The sequence below is a fragment of the Dactylosporangium darangshiense genome, from assembly GCF_039537565.1.
Classification (GTDB): domain Bacteria; phylum Actinomycetota; class Actinomycetes; order Mycobacteriales; family Micromonosporaceae; genus Dactylosporangium; species Dactylosporangium darangshiense.
Genome location: NZ_BAABAT010000013.1, coordinates 54,335 through 72,378 on the forward strand (window position 1 = coordinate 54,335; position 18,044 = coordinate 72,378).

Below are 18,044 nucleotides of genomic sequence, written 5' to 3' on the forward strand. Positions count from 1 at the left end.
AAAGCGAAAAGCCGCAATCAGGCCGGCGTTGCACCCCGCCGGAGCGAGAAGCGAAAAGCCGCAATCGGGCCGGCGTTGCACCCCGGGGCGAACCCGAAATAGCCGCAGTCAGGGCGAACACGAGACGCCGGGCGCGAGCCGTAGCACCGAAAGCGGGTCAGGCGACGAGGTCGCGCAGGACCAGGCTGGGCACGGACTCGGCGCCGACCAGCTGCAGGGTCTGGCGCACCCCGCGGGAGCACCGCACGACCGTGTGGCGGTGCGGGCGGGACGCGGCGAAGCCGATGATCGTGCCGGCGCTCGCGGCGTCGACGAAGTGCAGGTCGCTCGCGTCGAGCGTGACGACCGAGTCGGCCTCGGCGACCAGGTCGAGGATGGTGGGGAGGGACTCGGCGTTGGAGGCGTCGAGCTCGCCGAAGAGGCTCAGGTGGGCGCCCCAGCCGCCGAGCGTGAAGCGCAGCAGAGGGCCGGGGTGCACGACGCCGATGCGGGTCAGCAGGTCCTTGGCGAAGTGGCGGCGGTCGTAGAGGCACAGGCCGGTGATCCGCGGGTCGCCGAAGAAGCGGTTGACCTGGCTCTCGTACGACAGCAGGTCCGCAGGGGTGAAGCCGGCCCGCAACGTCCAGCGCATCTCCCCCGCGACCGACAGCGCCGGGTAGCCCGCGGCGAACGTGTCGTCGCGCAGGGCGGCGAGCGCGGCGAGCATCTCCGGCACGCCGAACTGCGGGCCGCCGAACGTCGAACCCGCGGAACTGGTGTTGTAGCGCAGGCCGGTGTACTGGCCGGGCTCGGCGCCGTCGGCCGCGGCGGCCAGGGCCCGGGCCAGGTCGGTCGAGCCGGCGTCGAGGAAGATCACAACGCGGTGACCTGCGGTGACGGCGCGGCGGACGAAGGTGGTCAGGCCGTCGCGGAGCTCGTCGTCGCTGGCGTAGGCGAGCGTCGCGTGCTGGCCGGGCGACCCTGTCGCCAGGTCCCGCTCCGCACCCGCCTCCGGCACCGTTCCACCGTACGACGTGCAAACTGCTCGGGCACGCTACAAACGGGGCGCGTCGTCGGCCGAGTCGTCGGCCAGCGAGGCCGGGCCGAGGATCAGCGGGTCCGGGGTGCCGACGAGATCGACATCCTTGTTCTCGTAGTCGAAGCGGCTCAGCACGTGGCGCATGGCCTCGAGGCGGGCGCGCTTCTTGTCGTTGCTCTTGACCACGGTCCACGGGGCGTCGGCGGTGTCGGTGTAGAAGAACATCGCCTCCTTGGCCTCGGTGTAGTCGTCCCACTTGTCCAGCGAGGCGAGGTCCATCGGGGAGAGCTTCCACTGCCGGACCGGGTCGACCTGGCGGATGAGGAACCGGGTGCGCTGCTCGTTGCGCGACACCGAGAACCAGAACTTGACCAGCCGGATGCCGGAGCGCACCAGCATCCGCTCCAGCTCGGGGGCCTGGCGCATGAACTCGAGATACTCGGCCCGGTTGCAGAAACCCATGACCCGCTCGACGCCGGCCCGGTTGTACCAGGACCGGTCGAACAGCACGATCTCCCCGGCGGAGGGCAGGTACTGGACGTAGCGCTGGAAGTACCACTGCGTCGACTCGCGCTCGCTGGGCTTCTCCAGCGCGATGACGCGGGCGCCGCGCGGGTTGAGGTGCTCCATGAACCGCTTGATCGTGCCGCCCTTGCCGGCGGCGTCGCGGCCCTCGAACAGCACGACGAGCCGGTCGCCGCGCGCCTTGATCATGTTCTGCAGCTTCAGCAGCTCGATCTGCAGCAGGCGCTTCGTGCGGTCGTACTCGTCGCGCGTCATCCGCTCGTCGTAGGGGTAGTCCTCCCGCCACGTGTCGACCGGCTGCCCGTCCTTGCGCAGCAGCACCGGGTCGTCGTCGCCGTCGTCCTCGACCAGGTAGTCGTCGAGCGAGAGTTCGGTCATGACAATGTGGTACCCCAAGCCCCGGCAAATCACCACTGCCGGGGCTTGAACAGATCGTTTCAACGCGTCACTGGTACCCGCGGATCTCCTTGAAGGCGGCCGGCAGCGACCCGGTGCGGGCATCGAAGGTCTTGCCCCCGGTGAGATCGGCGATCTGCTGCATCTCGGCGACGTTGCCCTCGCCGAACAGGATCGTGAAGACCGGCACCTTCGGCAGCTGCGGCAGCCTGGCCTGGAAGTCCGACAGCTTCGCCCCTGCGGTCAGCTCACCGTCGGTGAGCAGCACGATCGACGTGAACCGGTCCGGGTCCTCCTTGGCCAGCGCCGCCGCCTGGTCGTAGGCGACGAACAGGGCGTCGTAGATGGCGGTGTCCCCGTTGGCGACGAGGCCGCCGGCGTAGCTCTTGATCTGGTCCAGGGTCGGCTGGAAGTTCGCCTCCGGCACGTCGAAGCGGCGGACCTGGCCGGGCTTGGTGCTGAACGGCACCAGGACCACCTGCTCGCGGCCGTTGAACCGGCTGAACTGCCCGGACAGGCTGGTGTCGGCGCCGGTGAGGCCGACGAGGGCGTTCTTGAGCCCCTGGATGCGATCGCCCTTCATCGAGCCGGACAGGTCCAGCACGTAGATGGTGCGGGCGGGCTTGCGCAGGTCGTCGCCGAACGCGCCGATGAGGGCGTTGGCGGCCTCCAGCTTGCCGGGGAACGGAAGCTCCGGCAGGGCGCCGTCCTTCGGCCCGAACTGCTCGGCGAGCTTGACGCCGGCCACGGCGGGCCGCCGCCACGTCTGCGTCATGATCTGCTGCTGGACGCTGGGCCGGCGCAGGTAGTCGGCGACGGCGGCGTAGTTGGTCTTCGTCTGCTCGGAGACCCCGGACAGCAGCGTCAGCGGGTAGTCGGCGGTGACGACGCCGTCGGCGGGGTACACCACGGTGAGCGGTTCCGGCAGCTTGCCGGTGGCGTTGAGCGACAGGATCACCGACTCGTAGTTGACGAGGCCGTCGACGAGGCGGTCGCTGTTCTGGGCCAGGCTCTTGACGAAGGCGTCGGCGAGCCAGCCCGACGAGCCGGCGGTGAGGTTCTGCCCGGCGAAGAACGCCCGCAGCCGCGGTGTGAGCGGCGCGATCTGCTCGGCGGTGAGCGCGGCGCCGGTGCCGGACAGGGCCGCGGCGACGCCGACGAGCGCGGAGAAGCCGGAGTTGGAGCTGGCCGGGTTGGTCATGCCGTAGGTGAACTTGTGCTCGCCGGCGGCGACGGCGATCTCCGACCACGTGGGGCGGTGCGCGTTCCAGCCGAGCTGCTCCGCGACGGACTTGCGCAGGCCGAGCACGACCGGGGAGGTGGCGACCTTGGTCGCGGTGCCGATCTTGTCGCCGGCGCCGGGGTGCAGCTGGAGGTACCGGTTGCTGGCGAACCAGATCGCGTCGTAGGACTTGGCGGCGTTGCCGGACACCACGTTCTCGACGCCGTCGAGGGTACCGGTCGGCGTCAGCCGCACCTCGACGCCGGTGGCCTTGCGCACGTCGGCGAGGACGGGCTGCAGGTCGGACAGCTCGCTGGAGGCGAGCACGCGCAGGACGCCGGAGCCCTTGAGGAACGGGCCCTCGCTCGGCGCCGGCGGCACCGGGTCGTGGCCGCCGGGGTTGCAGGCGCCGAGCATCAGCGCCGCCGCGACGAGCGCGGCGCCGAACCTCCTCATGACATCTTCTCCTCGAGCTTCGCCAGCAGCGTGTGCTGGGTCTGGTAGTCGGGGTCGGGCACGGCGCCGTCGATCGAGGCCGGCAGCGGCGCGTCGCCGGGGCGGACCCGGCTGAAGACGGGCGCGGTGAGCGTGGCGTCGGCGGTGCGGAAGCCGTGCTTGGCGGCGAGGCGCTGCAGGTCGTGGTCGGTGGCGAGCAGCTGGGCGACCTTCACGCCGTTGGGCGTCAACGGCACGACGGTGTGCTTGCACATCAGCGTCGGCGTGGGGTACATCAGCGTCTGCCCATCGCTGCTGCCCTCGTTGACGGCGTGGTCGACGAACTGGGCCTCGTAGACGAGCACCATCGGCGCGTAGTTGCGCCCGCTGCGCAGGTAGCTCTCGAAGGGCTCCTCGCTGGTGGTGTCCACGGCGCCCTGGTCGGTGAAGAGCTTCGCGACGGCGGTGAGGTCGCCGCCGGTGGCCTTGTCCAGCAGTACCGCGAACATGGCCGAGGAGTTGGAGTCGTCGGGCCGCGTGGTGGCCACGAGCACGTTCTGCGCGACGGGCTGCGCGGTGTTGCCGGGGATGTCGGTCCACTTGAGGTTGCGCCGGTTGGCGTCGGCGAGGGCCTTGAGGTCCAGCCGCCACACGCCGCCGGCGTCGCGGTCGGCCAGGTGCGCGGTGTGCAGCAGGTCGACGATCGGCACGAAGGTCGCCACGGCGAGGGGCGAGGAGAACACGACGACGTTGTCGCCGGCCGGGGTGGCGTGCTGGCGGATCTCCTCGGCCGCCGCCGTGCTGCTGGGGAACGCGAAGTCGTACCCGGGCAGCCGGCTCGGCATCTGCCGGGACCCGGCCGGGTCGGCGCGCACCTTCCAGCCGTGGCGGGCGAGCACGTCGCGCACCTCGGGGTCGTCGAAGAACGGCTTCTTCTCGGAGCCGATGATCGCCGTAACCTGCGTTGCGCCGGCGGCGGGGTCGGCACGGCGGCCGAAGAAGTTGCCCACGAGCGCGCCGGCGACGACGAGGACGAGCACGAGGACGATCAGCAGACCGGTCCGTTTCACGCCCCGATGATGCACTATCACCGCAAGCCCTGGTCGTCAATCTCCTGTTCAGGCGCCGTTTACTTCGTCCACAGTGGATGATCGTGTCCAATACATAGGAAGTGGCAAATATCCGACGCCGCACGGGGCGCCGCGTGCCCGCGGCGTCACCGTGCGTTCACAAACCCGCCTGAACTGCGGAGAATGGACCGGACGAACGGCCGACGATCTTCACCGACCGGTGGACGACCGACAGAATCCGCTCCGCTCGATGGCATACTTGCCCGCGGTCCAGCCAGTCCATCCACCCCTCGACCGCGGGACGGTTCACCACCCATGGGCAAGCATCAGGCGGGTTCCCTCACGCTCGGCGCCTCCATGCGAGCACTGGTGCTGCTGCTCGCCGTCGGGCTCGTCGGCGCCGCCGGCTGGTACGTGCTGCACGACCGCGCCGGCAACGCCGCGGACGGCACCGACTGCCCGACCACCCTGCACGTCATCACCGCGTCGTCGTTCGCCAACGTCGTCTCCGCCGCCGGGCGCACCCTGCGCTCCGGCCCCGACTGCATCCTCGTCGACACGACCAGCGCCGACGGCCGCCCCGCCTCCGGGCAGCTCAGCCAGGTCAACGCCGACGTGTGGATCCCCGACGACGCCGCCTGGGCCCCGCTCGCACCACCCGGGTTCCTCGTCGCCGCCGACAAGGACACCGCCGAGAAGCGCGAGAGCGCCGCCGGCACCATGATCGCCAACAGCCCCATCCTCATGGTCACCGACCCCGGTACCGCCGAGAAGATCAAGGCCAAGGGCAACGGCTGGCTCGCCCTGTCCGAACTGCTCGACACGAAGGGCTCCGGCGTCCGCCTCGTCGTGCGCGACCCCTCCCTGTCCGGCGACGGCCTCGTCGCCGCCGGCGCCGTCGGCGAGGCGGTGTGGCTCGAGAAGGGCATGGACGCCTCCTCCCTCGCGCTCAACACCACCCTGGCGGTGACCCGCACCGTCAACCACGACCTCGCCGCCACCCCGAACGAGGCCGGCGAGGTCGGGCTCGTCCCCGAGTACGCCCTGCTGCCGATCATGAGCCTGGGCGGCGCCAACCGCGTCTACATCGCCGGCGCCGACCACACGGCCCTCATGCGGTACACCTGGCTGCCCTCCGCCTCCGCCGCACGCGACCCGAAGCGGGCCGCGGCCCTGCGCCGGCTCCTCGCCGCGTTCTCCACCACCGAGGGCCGCCAGGCCATCAACGCCGCCGGCCTGCGCGGCCCCGGCCAGGTCCGCCCGCCCTTCGACGGCGGCTCCGCCCTGCCCGAGCCCACCGCGCCGCCGTTCGACGTCCTCGCGCCACACCACGTCCAGCACGTCTTCGCCACCTGGGACCCCGAGGACCGGCGCAGCAACCTGCTCATCATCGTCGACATCTCCGGCTCCCCCGGCTCCAACGGCGGCGGCTCAACGCCGACCGGCGGCTCCAGCCCGTCGGCCGGCGCCAAGCTGGCCCCCATCGACGTGCTCAAGGCCGGCTGCCGCGTCGTCGGCGACCTCATGCCCGTCGGCTCCCGCCTCGGCCTGTGGGAGATCAGCCCCGGCGCCACCGGCGGATACCGCAAGCTCCTGCCGAGCGACCGCCTCGACGACACCTCGAAGGGCGCCTTCACCCGCTCGGTGAACGCCCTCACCGCGCACAAGGCCGGCGCCGGCCTGCTCGACACCGTCGTCGCCGGCTACCAGTCGATCCGCGACGACTGGCACGACGACATGTTCAACCAGGTGTTCATCCTCACCGACGACGCCGCCAAGGACAGCAGCAACGGCCCCGCCGTCGCGGCGATGGTCCAGAAGCTCGCCGGCCTCAAGGACACGGAGCGCCCGGTCACGATCAGCGTCGTGGTGCTCGGCAAGAAGGACGCCGCCGACAAGCTCAAGACCGCCATGCAGCCCCTGGGCGCCTACGTCGACAACGCCGTCAGCGCCGACGACGTCCAGGCCGCCTTCATCCACGTCGTCGCCGGCGGCTTGCACGAGTAGCCGCCCGGCCGGTCAGGCCGGGGTCGTCGGGGAGTCGAGCCAGGCGTTGATCAGGGCCGAGTAGTCGTGGCCGGTCTGCGCCTTGACGAACGCGACGAACGCCGCCCGGTCCAGCGCCGTGCCCGTATGCGCCGCCGACCAGGCGCGGCCCAGGGCGAAGAAGCGCGCGTCGCCGAGGTCCTTGTGCAGCTGGTGCAGCATCAGGGCCGGGCACACGTAGACGTTGCTCTCCGCGAAGGCGTCCGGGGTCGGGTGGCCCGGCGGGCCGAGCCGCTTGCGCAGGTCGGCGTCGGCGGCCCGGGCCGAGCGCTCCCAGCGGTCCATGTACGCCGGGTCGCCGTCGGCCCGGAAGAGCGCCTCGGTGTAGGTCGCCCAGCCCTCGTTGAGCCACACGTCCTGCCACGTCGCCGGGCCCACCGCGTCGCCGAACCACTGGTGTGCGAACTCGTGCAGCAGCACCCCGGCCGCGGCGTTGTCGTCGGACAGCACGTCGCCGCCGATGGTCACCATCTGCTGCGTCTCCATCGCGGACCTCGACGGGACGACCACGACGCCGGCGCTCGGGAACGGGTACGGGCCGAAGCGCCGCTCCAGCCAGCTCAGGTACTCCGGCGCGCGGCGCAGCGCCTCGAGGTGCTGGTCGTCGACGCCGGTGCGCGTCCACAGGACCACCGGCAGGCCGCGCGGGCCCTGCACCTCCGTGCGCGTGTACCTGCCCACCGCCAGCGTCGTGAGGTAGCTCGCCACCGGGGTCGTCGCCTTGTAGCGGTACGTGTCGCCGTCGACGCCGTCGGGGGTGCCGCTCGCGACGCCCGCCCAGCCGTCCGGGACCGTCACCGCGATGTCGTACAGCGCCTTGTCCGACGGCTGGTCGTTCGACGGGTACCACGTGCTCGCGCCGTAAGGTTCCTGCATCGTCCACAGCTCGCCGCCGGCGGTGACCGTCAGGCCGAGCGGCTCGACGTCGCCGCGGTGCGACGGCATCGGGACCGTCGCCGGCGTGCCCTGGTAGCCGACCACGAGCGTCGCCACCGCGCCGGCCGGCAGGGCGCGGTCCACGACGAGGTCGCCGCCGTCGAGGCGGCCGGCGGCCCGGGTGCCGTCGACGCTGATGTCGCCCAGGGTGTACGCCGGGGAGAAGTCGAGCCGCACCTGCTGCACCGCGCTGACGGCGCGCAGGCGGATCGTCGCCGTGCCGGTGAGCTTGCGGTCCTGCGCGGACCACGTCAGGGCGAGGCCGTAGTGCAGCACGTCCAGCGCCGGGTTGCCGTAGGCGGGGTAGATCGGGTCGGCGACCGGCGCCGACGTGCCGTCGCGGTTGCCGGCGTCCTGCACGGTGCTGAGCGGCAGCGGCGGGTCCAGCCGCCGGGCCACGGGTGTCGCGCCCGTGCACCCGGCGAGCACGACAGCGGCAGTGACGACGGCGGCCGCTTTCCCGAACCGTGCAGGTACCCGCAGATGCATTGGCCCAAGGCTAACGGCAGCCGAGCGCGTCGCGCAGGGCTGCGAGGTTGGAGCGCATGACCGTGAAGTACGTCTCGCCGTCCTCGACCCCCTCGATCGGGTCCAGCACCGCCGCCTTCGCCCCGATCTCGCGCGCCACCGTCTGCGACAGCTTCGGGCTGACCAGCGACTCGAAGAAGATCGTGGTGACGCCGCGCTCCTTCGCCAGCTTCGCAACGTCGCGCACCTGCTGCGGGCCGGGCTCCTCGTCGGGGTTGAGCCCGGTGACCGAGACCTGGGCGAGGTCGTAGCGGGCGGCGAGGTACCCGAACGCCTCATGACTGGTCACCACCTCGCGGCGGGCGCAGTCGGCGAGCCCCGCGCGGTACTCCCCGTCGAGGTCGCGCAGCTGCCCGTCCAGCCGCGCGGCCCGCTCCCGGATGGCGCCCGCGTCGGCGGGGTCCACCGCGGCGAGCCGGTCGGCGAGCCCGCCGGCGATCGCCGCCAGCCGCACCGGGTCGAGCCACACGTGCGGGTCGGCGTCGCGCAGCGCCTCGACCCCGCCCACGTCGAACGTCTTGCCGCGCCGCTGCAGGTCGACCGCCTCGTCGACGGCCGGCTGGAACCCGCGCAGGTACACCACCAGGTCCGCGTCCTCGAGCCCCGCCAGCTGGCTCGGCCTGAGCTCGAGGTCGTGCGGCTCCGCACCGGCGCGCGTGAGGTTGTCCACGGCGACCCGGTCCCCGCCGACCTGCTCGCTGACGAACTGCAGCGGATAGAACCCGGCGACGACGTGGACGAGCCCGTCGTCGGGCTGGGCCGGCCCCGCGCACCCGGCGAGGGCGAGCGCCCCGACGAGAAGCAGGGCCGCCACCGTCGCACGCATGCCGGCCAGTCTCCCTGGTGATGACAATCATTGTCAAAAACGCATACCCGCGCCATGGCGCCCGTCACGCCGGGTTCCGCGTCCTAGGAAGCTAGGTCAAAGCCCCGGACGGTTAGTGTGAGGCCATGCTCGCCGACGCCGCCGCGATCGCGTTCGTCCCGTCCACCCACCTCGACCGCTCCCGCGCCTTCTACAGCGCCGTCCTGGGCCTGGAGCTGCGCGAGCAGACCCCGTTCGCGTGCGTGTTCCGCGCCGGCGGCACCATGCTGCGCGTCACGCGCGTCGACGAGCTACGGCCCCAGCCGTTCACCGTCCTCGGCTGGGCGGTGCCGGACCTGCGCGCCACCCTCGCGGACATGGTGGCCGCCGGCGTGACGTTCCACCGCTACGAGGGGATGCCGCAGGACGAGGACGGCGTGTGGCAGACGCCCGGCGGCGACCTCGTCGCCTGGTACCCCGACCCCGACGGCAACACCCTGTCGCTGACCCAGTTCGCATGACCGCCGCGTCGGCGCGCTGGACGGCGGCCGCCCGCGCCCGCGAGTCGGCCCGCTCCGACCGCCTCTTCGACGACCCGTGGGCGGCCCTGCTCGCCGACGGCACCGAGGCCGGCCCGGAGAACCCGTACCTGCCGGTGCGCACCAGGTACTTCGACGACGCGGTGATCGCCGCGGCGGCGCAGCACCGGCAGCTGGTCCTGCTCGGCGCCGGCCTGGACACCCGCGCCTGGCGGCTGCCGCTGCCGGGCGACACGACGGTGTTCGAGGTCGACCGGCCGGGTCCGGGGCCGGCGAAACGCGGGCGGATCCCGGCCCCGCCGGTCTGCACCGTGCGTGCGGTCGAGGCCGACCTGGCCGCGGACGACTGGCCGGCGCGGCTGCTCGACGCCGGCCTCGACCCGGGCGCGCAGACCCTGTGGCTCGCCGAGGGCCTGCTGTTCCACCTGCCGGCGACGGCGGTCGGCGCGCTGCTGGCGGGCGCCGCGGCACTGACCCGCGCGCCGGCCCGGTTCCTCGCCGACGTGTTCGGCACCGGGCTGTTGCGCCTCGAGTCGATGCAGATTCCGCAGTACCGCCAAAACCCGCCCTTCTGCACGGACGACCCGGCGGGCCTCTTCGCGCGGGCCGGCTGGACCGGCTGCGCGTGGGACCTCGCCGGGTCGCCGGCGGCGAACTACGGGCGCCTCAGCGGACGCGCCGGGACCGGCGGCGCCGACCCCGGCATGCGCACCTACCTGGTCGCGGCGTCGAGGTAGGCGTCGATCTCGGCGATGATCTGCGCCTTGCGGGGCTCATCGAGGAACGAGTACCGCACGCCCTGGCGGGCCAGGTCCGCCACGCCCGCGCGGTCCAGGCCGAGCAGGCCGGCGGCGACGAGATACTCCTGGTTGAGGGTCGTGGAGAACATCGGCGGGTCGTCGGAGTTGATGGTCACCGGCACCCCGGCGGCGACCAGCGCCGGCAGCGGGTGCTCCGCGAGCGACGGCACCGAGCGGGTGCAGGCGTTGGACGTCGGGCACACCTCGAGCGGGATGTCGTGCTCGCGCAGGTGCTCCATGAGCCGCTCGTCGCGGGCCGCGGCGATGCCGTGGCCGATGCGCTCGGCGCCGAGGTGGTGCAACGCGTCCCAGATGGTCGCGGGGCCCGTCGACTCGCCGGCGTGCGGGACACTGCGCAGGCCCGCGGCGCGGGCCGCGGCGAAGTGCGGCGCGAACTGGTCGCGCGGCACGCCCTGCTCCGGGCCGCCGAGGCCGAAGCTCACCAGGCCGTCGGGGCGCTGCTTGAGCGCCGTCTCCAGGGTCACGTCGGCCGAGGGCACGCCGGCCTCGCCGGGGATGTCGAAGCACCAGCGCAGCTCGGTGCCGTGGTCGCGGGCCACCCGGGCGCGGGCGTCCTCGACCGCCTCGCAGAACGCCTCGGCGGGGATGCCGCGGGCGATCGACGAGTACGGCGTCAGCGTCAGCTCGGCGTAGCGGACCGACTGGGCGGCCAGGCCCGCGCCGATGTCGTAGGTCAGCGTCGCCACGTCCTCGGCGTCGCGGATCAGGTCCACGACCGTGAGGTACACATCGACGAAGTGCGCGAAGTCGGTGAACGTGAAGTACTCGGCCAGCCGCTGCGGGTCGGCCGGGACCGGGGTGTTGCCGGCGTGGCGCTCGGCCAGCCGGGCGACGGTCTCCGGCGTCGCCGAGCCCACGTGGTGCACGTGCAGCTCGACCTTCGGCAGGCCGGCCACGAAATCGGTGAGGTCGTCGGTGCGCATCGCTTCGCCCTCCGCGTCGGAGGCGCCCTTCGTTGCCATGTCGATGGGCGGACCGAGCGTGGCGGATGGGGGATCCGTCGCAGCGCCTCTCGGCCCGCAGAGCCGACCGTAACAAAGCAACCGCGCCGGCGCGGCGGGCGGGGGCCGCGGGGGCCCCGAAAAGCGATCTCGTTCGATACCCTCCTACGGGCAAGTTCATGGATCATCGCGGAGGGGCGCGCACATGACTGTGACGGAATCGGCACCGGCCCGGGTCACCCCGACGGTGCGGGGCATCCCGGTCCTCGGCAGCGCCCTGGAGATGGGCAAGGACCCGGCGGCGTTCATCGTGCGCGCCTATCGCGAGCACGGGCCCGTGTTCAAGGTCAGGCTGCTCGGCCGGACCACCACGGTCATCGCCGGCGCCGACGCCGCCGAGTTCATGAACTCCCGCGAGGGCCGCGAGTGCCTGCGCTCCAAGGACTACTGGCAGGGCATGATCGACGAGTACGGCGCGACCCGCACCCTGACCGGCGAGGACGGCGAGGGCCACAAGGAGCTGCGCGAGCTGATGCGCCGCGGCTACTCCCGCGACGCGATCAAGGGCCGCGTGCCGGAGCTGCTGGAGATCACCGACCGGGTCCTCGACCGGGACTGGAAGCCCGGCTCCACCGTGCCTGTCGTGCAGCGGATGCAGTATCTCGTCACCGAGCAGCTCGGCGAGATCCTGACCGGCAGCGCGCCGCTGGAGTACGTGGCCGACATCCGCCTGCTGACCCTGTACGTGCTCAATGTGCTCGTCACCCGCCAGCGGCCGCGGATCCTGCTCACCAACCCGAAGTACAAGAAGGCCAGGGCAAGGGTCTTCGAGCTCGGCGAGAAGATGGCCGCCGACCTGCGGGCGCGCGCCGGGCAGACCCCGCCGCAGGAGCGCATCCTCGTCGAGGACATCATGGCCGCCCACCTCGAGCGGCCCGGCCTCGTCCCGGCCGAGGACCTCACGCTGACGCTCACGGGGCCGTACGTCGCCGGCCTGGACACCGTCGCCAACACCACGGCGGCGTTCGTCTACGCCGTGCTCAAGCATCCCGAGGTCCTGGCGCAGATCCGGGCGGAGGCCGACGAGCTGTTCGGCAGCGGCGAGCCCGTCAGCGAGGACGACGTGCGCCGCCTGCCGGCGACGCGCTACGCGCTGATGGAGACCATGCGGCTCTACCCGGTGGCGGTGATGCTGGTGCGCCACGCGGCCAAGGACTTCGAGTTCGCCGGGCACACCATCAAGGAGGGCGAGATGGTGTACATCGGCACGACCGTCCCGCACTTCATGGCGGAGTACTTCGCCGAGCCGGAGAAGTTCGACCTGACCCGCTACGAGAAGCCCCGCGCGGAGCACCTGCAGCCCGGCGCCTACTCCCCCTACGGCCGCGGCCCGCACACCTGCCTCGGCAAGAGCTTCGCCGACGCGCAGATGGCCCTGTCGATGGCGCGGCTGTTCCACCGCCTGGACCTGGAGCTGACCTCGCCCGGGTACACGCTGCGGACCAGGACCGCGCCGACGCCGGGCCCGGCGATGTCGTTCAAGGTGCGGGTGAAGGGCGTGCGCCACCCCGGGTGAGCACGGGATAGGTTGGGCGCATGACGACGACCGCGGATGGCCGGCTCGACTACGCCAGCGCCACCGGGCGATGGGTACTCACGGCCACCATCCTCGGCTCGGGCATCGCCTCGATCGACGCCACCGTGGTCAACATCGCGCTGCCGGCGATCGGCCGCTCCTTCGACACCGGCCTGCAGGTGCTGCAGTGGGTGGTCACCGCATACACGCTGAGCCTGGCCGGCCTGCTGCTGCTCGCCGGCGCTCTCGGCGACCGCTACGGCCGGCGCCTCGTGTTCAGCATCGGCGTGGTCTGGTTCGCCGCCGCCTCGGTGCTGTGCGGCGTCGCGCCCAACGGCGAGGTGCTCGTCGCCGCCCGCGCCCTGCAGGGGGTCGGCGCGGCGCTGCTCACCCCGGGCAGCCTCGCCATCCTGCAGGCGTCGTTCCGGCCCGACGACCGCAGCAAGGCCATCGGCGCCTGGTCCGGGCTCGGCGGCGTGGCCACCGCGATCGGGCCGTTCCTCGGCGGGTGGCTGGTCGGGATGGGCGCCTCGTCGTGGCGGCTGATCTTCGCGATCAACGTCCCGATCGCCGTGCTCGTCGTGTACCTGACCTGGCGGCACGTCCCCGAGTCGCGCGACGAGGAGGCCACCGGCCGGGTGGACCTGTTCTCCGGCGCGCTGGTGACGGCCGGGCTGGTCGGCGTGACGTACGGCCTCATCGAGGGCCAGGCGCAGGGCTGGACCAGCCCCGCCGTCCTCGGCGCCCTCGCCGGCGGCGTGGTGCTCATGGCGCTGTTCCTGTGGCGCCAGACCCGCATCGCGCACCCGATGCTGCCGCTCGGCGTCTTCCGCTCGGCCCAGTTCAGCGCCACCAACGTGGTCACGTTCATCATCTACGGCGCGCTGGGCGGCGCGCTGTTCCTGCTGCCGATCCAGCTGCAGCTGGTCTCCGGCTACTCGCCGCTGGAGGCCGGCATCGCCCTGCTGCCGGTCACCGTCATCATGCTGCTGCTCTCCGCCCGTTCCGGCGCACTGGCCGCCCGCATCGGGCCCCGGCTGCAGATGAGCGTCGGCCCGGTCGTCGTCGGGGCCGGGATGGCGCTCTACACCCGCGTCGACGCGGGCGGCAACTACCTCGTCCAGGTGCTGCCGGCCGTGGTCGTGCTCGGCCTCGGGCTGTGCGTCACGGTCGCCCCGCTGACGTCGACGGCGCTCAACTCCGCCCCGGCCACGCACGCCGGCATGGCCTCGGCCGTGAACAACGACGTGGCCCGGGCGGCCGGCCTCATCGCCGTGGCCGTCCTGCCCGCGGCGGCCGGGATCACCACGGCGGCGTACGACTCCCCGGACCTGCTCTCGGCCGGCTTCCACCGGGCCGTGCTCATCTGCGCCGCCCTGTGTGTGGCCGCCGGCGCGCTCGCCGCCTTCACGATCCGCAATCCCAAACCGCAGCAGGCGGAGGAGCGCCCGTTGTCGCACTGCGCCTTGAGCGCTCCCCCGCCCGCGATCACGCCGGCTGCAACTCCGGGACCGGGTTCGCCGACCCGGCAGGTTCCGGCGTCCTGAGCCGGCGCAGCGCCACCAGCGCGATCGGCACCCCGACCAGCACCAGGGCCGCGGCCACCACCAGCGAGAACTGGTAGCCGGCGAGGAAGCGGTGCAGCGGCTCGCCACTCGCCGCGTACTGCCGGTTGGACAGGATCGCGCCGAGGATCGTGATGCCGAGCAGGCCGAAGACCTCGCGGGAGACGTTGAGCATGCCGGAGGCGATGCCGGCCCGGGCCTGCGGCAGCGCGCTGAGCACCACGTTGTTGAGCGGCACGAGCAGCCCGCCGCCGACGCCGAAGAGCACGAACCAGGGCAGCAGGTCGGTGTAGCCGGAGCCCTCACCGACGGTGGCCAGCAGGCCGACCGCGACGCCCATCAGGGCCATGCCGGCCGCGACCGTGCGGCCGGCGCCGAAGCGGGCCTCCAGGCGCGGTGCAAGGGTGGCCATGACCGCCATGACGAGCGCCATCGGCACGAACGCGGAGCCCGCCTCCGTCGGGGAGAAGCCGAGCACGTTCTGCAGGAAGATCGCGGTGAAGAAGTAGATGCCGAAGACGCCGAACGCCCACAGTCCCATCGTGGCCAGGCCGCCGCTGAACACCCGCAGCCGGAAGAACCCCAGGTCCACCATCGGGTGCACGGTGCGGGTCTCGATGATCACGAACCCCGCCGCGGCCAGGGCCGCCAGGGCGAAGGCGCCGAGGATGACGCCGGAGGTCCAGCCGCGCGACTCGCCCTCGATGAGCGCGTAGGTCAGGGCGAACAGCGCGACCGCGCTCGTGGCCAGGCCCGGCAGGTCGAGGCTGCGGTTGGCGCTGCGCCGCCCGGCGGGCAGCGTGATCGCGCCGAGGACCGCGGTGGCCACGCCGATCGGGGCGTTGATGAGGAAGATCCAGCCCCAGGAGACGTGCTGGCTGAGGTATCCGCCGGTCAGCGGGCCGATGGCGAGGGCCAGGGCGCCGACGCCGCCCCAGATGCCGATCGCCGCGCCGCGCTCCTTCGGGTCCGGGAAAAGCTCGGTGAGCAGCGCCAGGGCCGTCGGGGTGAGCAGCGCCGCGCCGACGCCCTGCACCGCTCTGGCCCCGATGAGCACCTCCTGGCTGCCGGCGAGGCCCGCCGCCACCGAGGCGACGGTGAAGATGCCGAGGCCTATGAAGAACATGCTGCGCATGCCGACGACGTCGGCGAGGCGGCCGCCGACGAGCAGCAGGCCGGCGAAGACCAGGATGTACGCGCTCGCGATCCACTCCAGGCCGGAGATGCTCAGGTGCAGCTCCCGCTGGATCGACGGCAGCGCCACGTTGACGACGTTGTTGTCCAGGTAGGTCATGAAGGTGCCCAGGGCCACGGCGACCAGGGCCAGCCAGCGATTTCTCATCTCAGAGTCCCCCTATACGGTGTACCTGTACGACGTACCTGTACTGCGTACATGTACCTTGTATAGGACTACCCATACGTTGTACAGTTGTCAAGTGCCGCCGAAGACATCAGCCGAACGCCTCACCCGGACCGCCGTCGCCGAGCGCGCGCTGCGCATCGGCGATGACGAGGGCCTCGAGGCGATCACCATCCGCCGCCTCGCGCAGGAGCTCGGCGTCACGCCCATGGCGCTCTACTGGCACTTCAAGAACAAGGACGAGCTGCTGCTCGGCCTGACCGACCACGTCATGGCCGACGTGCGCGCCGACCGCAGCGCCACCGACCCGTGGCCGACGCAGCTGCGCGCGATGGCCGAGGCACTCGTCCGGGCGATGCGCGCGCACCCATGCCTGCCCGACCTGCTCACCGCCGTGGACAAGAAGGGCGTGGAAAGCTTCACGCGCGCCACCGACGACGCGCTGGGGCTGCTCGAGCGGGCCGGGTTCTCCCTGGAGGAGGGCTACTGGATCGCCACCTACCTGCTGCACGGCGCGATCGGGCTGGTCGCCGCGCAGCCCGGCTGCCCGGCCAACGTGCCGCCCGACCAGGTCGGCGAGTGGCTGCGCCAGCACCGGGTCTCGCTGCAGAGCCTGCCGCCCGAGCGCTACCCGCAGATGGTCCGCCTGGCCGACACCTACCGCGCGCTGCCCGACATGGACCGGTACTTCGCCTTCGGCATCGACCTGCTGATCGGCGCCGTTGAGAAAATGGCCGCGGGCCGCCCGGTAGCATCCTGAGAGTCCGGGATTTCCCCAATCTCATTGCGAAGGTGCGCTGCAGCATGCTCGACATCGAGTTGATTCGTAAGGACCGGGCCTCCGTGGAGGCCGCCCTGTCCAAGAGGCTCGACCCGTCCGAGGTGTCCAGCGCGCTGAGTGCGATCGCCGACCTCGACCGGCAGCGCCGCGAGCTCATCGGCGGGATCGACGCCGAGCGCGCCCGGCGCAAGGAGGAGGCCCGCGCGTTCGCCGCGGCCAAGGCGGCCGGGCAGGCCGTGGAGCCGAGCACCCGCGACGCCAAGGCCGCGCTGCAGGAGCTCGAGGACCGCCTCGCCGACACGCAGCGGGCCCTGGACACGGCGATGAGCGAGCTGCCGAACCTGCCCAGCGACGACGTCGTGGCCGGCGGCAAGGAGGCCAACCAGGTCGTCAAGGTCTTCGGCGCCGCGCCGAAGATCGACAACGTGCGCGACCACGTGCAGCTGGCCACCGAGCTCGACCTGGTCGACTTCGAGCGGGGCGTGAAGCTCGGCGGCTCCGGCTTCTGGATCTACACCGGCTGGGGCGCGCGCCTGGAGTGGGCGCTGGTGAACTGGTTCATCGACCGGCACTTCGCGGCCGGCTACCAGTTCATGCTGCCGCCGCACCTGCTGCTGGACTCGGCCGGATACGCCGCCGGGCAGTTCCCGAAGTTCTACGACGACGTGTTCCACATCGCCGTCGACGAGGACGAGCGGGGCCGCTTCCTGCTGCCGACCTCGGAGACCGCGATCCTGGGGGCGTACCAGAACGAGATCTTCGACCCGGCGGACCTGCCGCACAAGGCGTACGCGTACACCCCCTGCTACCGCAGCGAGAAGGCCGGCTCGCACTCCGACGAGCGCGGCACCGTGCGCGGCCACCAGTTCAACAAGGTGGAGATCTTCCAGTTCACCACCCAGGAGGACGGCGAGAAGACCCTCGAGGAGATGGTCGACTACGCCGAGGGCCTCGTCGACGCGCTCGGCCTGCACTTCCGCCGCTCGCTGCTGGCCGCCGGCGACGCGAGCGCCTCGATGCGCAAGACCATCGACATCGAGGTGTGGATGCCCAGCACCGGCAAGTACAAGGAGGTCTCCTCGGTCTCCTGGGCCGGTGACTACCAGGCCCGCCGGGCCGGCATCCGCTACCGCGTGCCGGGCTCCAAGAACAACCGCTTCGTGCACACGCTCAACGGCTCGGCGCTGGCGACCAGCCGCATCTTCCCCGCGATCCTGGAGCAGTTCCAGCAGGCCGACGGTTCCGTCCTGGTCCCGGAGGTACTGCGGGACAAGGTCGGCACCGACCGCATCACGAAGCCGGAGAAGCGCAAGTAGCACCCGCTCCCGCCCCGCGCGACGTGCTCATGGTCACGTCGTGCGGGGCGCCGGGTGCGGCTATGGTGGACCCGTACGAAGGGGAGTAGTCCTCAACTGCCCGGTCGACATACTGGCGTTGCGCTTCTGACGCCCGGCCGCGCGGCTTCCTTCCAGGGAGCGGA

At 72.1% G+C, this 18,044-nt stretch carries 15 protein-coding genes; 7 read left to right on the plus strand and 8 right to left on the minus strand.

Going from position 1 to position 18,044, the window contains the following annotated elements; genetic code table 11:
- Nucleotides 1-157 precede the first annotated feature (157 nt).
- The 4 genes from ABD901_RS24145 to ABD901_RS24160 all read right to left on the minus strand — a co-directional run bounded on the left by ABD901_RS24145 (nucleotide 158) and on the right by ABD901_RS24160 (nucleotide 4,666).
- On the minus strand, nucleotides 158-997 hold the full coding sequence (locus ABD901_RS24145) for an MEDS domain-containing protein (protein WP_345129407.1): 840 nt from the start codon (nucleotides 995-997) through the stop codon (nucleotides 158-160).
- 36 nt (nucleotides 998-1,033) lie between these two features.
- Nucleotides 1,034-1,921: a polyphosphate kinase 2 gene (ppk2, locus tag ABD901_RS24150; protein WP_345129408.1), complete on the minus strand. Its 888-nt coding sequence runs from the start codon at nucleotides 1,919-1,921 to the stop codon at nucleotides 1,034-1,036.
- Nucleotides 1,922-1,988: 67 nt separating this feature from the next.
- Nucleotides 1,989-3,617 carry a VWA domain-containing protein gene (locus ABD901_RS24155; RefSeq protein WP_345129409.1) on the minus strand — a complete coding sequence of 543 codons (1,629 nt, stop codon included), beginning with the start codon at nucleotides 3,615-3,617 and terminating at the stop codon, nucleotides 1,989-1,991.
- The gene (locus ABD901_RS24160) at nucleotides 3,614-4,666 is read right to left on the minus strand and encodes a hypothetical protein (protein WP_345129410.1); all 1,053 of its coding nucleotides are present in this window, start codon (nucleotides 4,664-4,666) and stop codon (nucleotides 3,614-3,616) included. The genes ABD901_RS24155 and ABD901_RS24160 overlap by 4 nt, the downstream gene beginning before the upstream one ends.
- Before the next feature lie 315 nt (nucleotides 4,667-4,981).
- Here ABD901_RS24160 and ABD901_RS24165 point away from each other — a divergent pair, with 315 nt between their 5' ends.
- Nucleotides 4,982-6,673 (plus strand): substrate-binding domain-containing protein, encoded by a 1,692-nt coding sequence (locus tag ABD901_RS24165; protein ID WP_345129411.1) that lies wholly within the window; start codon nucleotides 4,982-4,984, stop codon nucleotides 6,671-6,673.
- 12 nt (nucleotides 6,674-6,685) lie between these two features.
- Here ABD901_RS24165 and ABD901_RS24170 read toward each other — a convergent pair whose 3' ends face one another.
- Nucleotides 6,686-8,137 (minus strand): M1 family metallopeptidase, encoded by a 1,452-nt coding sequence (locus ABD901_RS24170; protein WP_345129412.1) that lies wholly within the window; start codon nucleotides 8,135-8,137, stop codon nucleotides 6,686-6,688.
- Between the two features lie 10 nt (nucleotides 8,138-8,147).
- Complete coding sequence (locus ABD901_RS24175; protein ID WP_345129413.1) at nucleotides 8,148-9,002, minus strand: metal ABC transporter substrate-binding protein; 855 nt, start codon at nucleotides 9,000-9,002, stop codon at nucleotides 8,148-8,150.
- A 125-nt stretch (nucleotides 9,003-9,127) separates the two neighbouring features.
- Here ABD901_RS24175 and ABD901_RS24180 point away from each other — a divergent pair, with 125 nt between their 5' ends.
- Both ABD901_RS24180 and ABD901_RS24185 read left to right on the plus strand, forming a co-directional pair.
- Nucleotides 9,128-9,502: a VOC family protein gene (locus ABD901_RS24180; RefSeq protein ID WP_345129414.1), complete on the plus strand. Its 375-nt coding sequence runs from the start codon at nucleotides 9,128-9,130 to the stop codon at nucleotides 9,500-9,502.
- Complete coding sequence (locus tag ABD901_RS24185; protein WP_345129415.1) at nucleotides 9,499-10,257, plus strand: class I SAM-dependent methyltransferase; 759 nt, start codon at nucleotides 9,499-9,501, stop codon at nucleotides 10,255-10,257. The genes ABD901_RS24180 and ABD901_RS24185 overlap by 4 nt, the downstream gene beginning before the upstream one ends.
- Here the strand turns inward: ABD901_RS24185 and ABD901_RS24190 are convergent.
- Complete coding sequence (locus tag ABD901_RS24190; protein ID WP_345129416.1) at nucleotides 10,233-11,303, minus strand: adenosine deaminase; 1,071 nt, start codon at nucleotides 11,301-11,303, stop codon at nucleotides 10,233-10,235. The genes ABD901_RS24185 and ABD901_RS24190 overlap by 25 nt on opposite strands.
- 184 nt (nucleotides 11,304-11,487) lie before the next feature.
- On the opposite strand from ABD901_RS24190, the gene ABD901_RS24195 reads away from it, so the two are divergent.
- Together ABD901_RS24195 and ABD901_RS24200 are read left to right on the plus strand one after the other, a co-directional pair.
- Complete coding sequence (locus ABD901_RS24195; RefSeq protein ID WP_345129417.1) at nucleotides 11,488-12,858, plus strand: cytochrome P450; 1,371 nt, start codon at nucleotides 11,488-11,490, stop codon at nucleotides 12,856-12,858.
- Between the two features lie 20 nt (nucleotides 12,859-12,878).
- Nucleotides 12,879-14,405, plus strand: a complete 1,527-nt coding sequence (locus tag ABD901_RS24200; RefSeq protein ID WP_345129418.1) for an MFS transporter — start codon at nucleotides 12,879-12,881, stop codon at nucleotides 14,403-14,405.
- Here ABD901_RS24200 and ABD901_RS24205 read toward each other — a convergent pair.
- Complete coding sequence (locus tag ABD901_RS24205; RefSeq protein ID WP_345129419.1) at nucleotides 14,347-15,765, minus strand: MFS transporter; 1,419 nt, start codon at nucleotides 15,763-15,765, stop codon at nucleotides 14,347-14,349. The two genes, ABD901_RS24200 and ABD901_RS24205, sit on opposite strands and share 59 nt — an antisense overlap.
- 94 nt (nucleotides 15,766-15,859) lie before the next feature.
- Here ABD901_RS24205 and ABD901_RS24210 point away from each other — a divergent pair, with 94 nt between their 5' ends.
- Together ABD901_RS24210 and serS are read left to right on the plus strand one after the other, a co-directional pair.
- A complete protein-coding gene (locus tag ABD901_RS24210; protein WP_345129420.1) occupies nucleotides 15,860-16,543 on the plus strand; it encodes a TetR/AcrR family transcriptional regulator in 684 nt (227 codons plus the stop codon).
- 44 nt (nucleotides 16,544-16,587) lie between these two features.
- Entirely contained in the window at nucleotides 16,588-17,880 is a 1,293-nt protein-coding gene (gene serS, locus ABD901_RS24215; RefSeq protein ID WP_345129421.1) for a serine--tRNA ligase, read from the plus strand.
- Nucleotides 17,881-18,044: the final 164 nt, after the last annotated feature.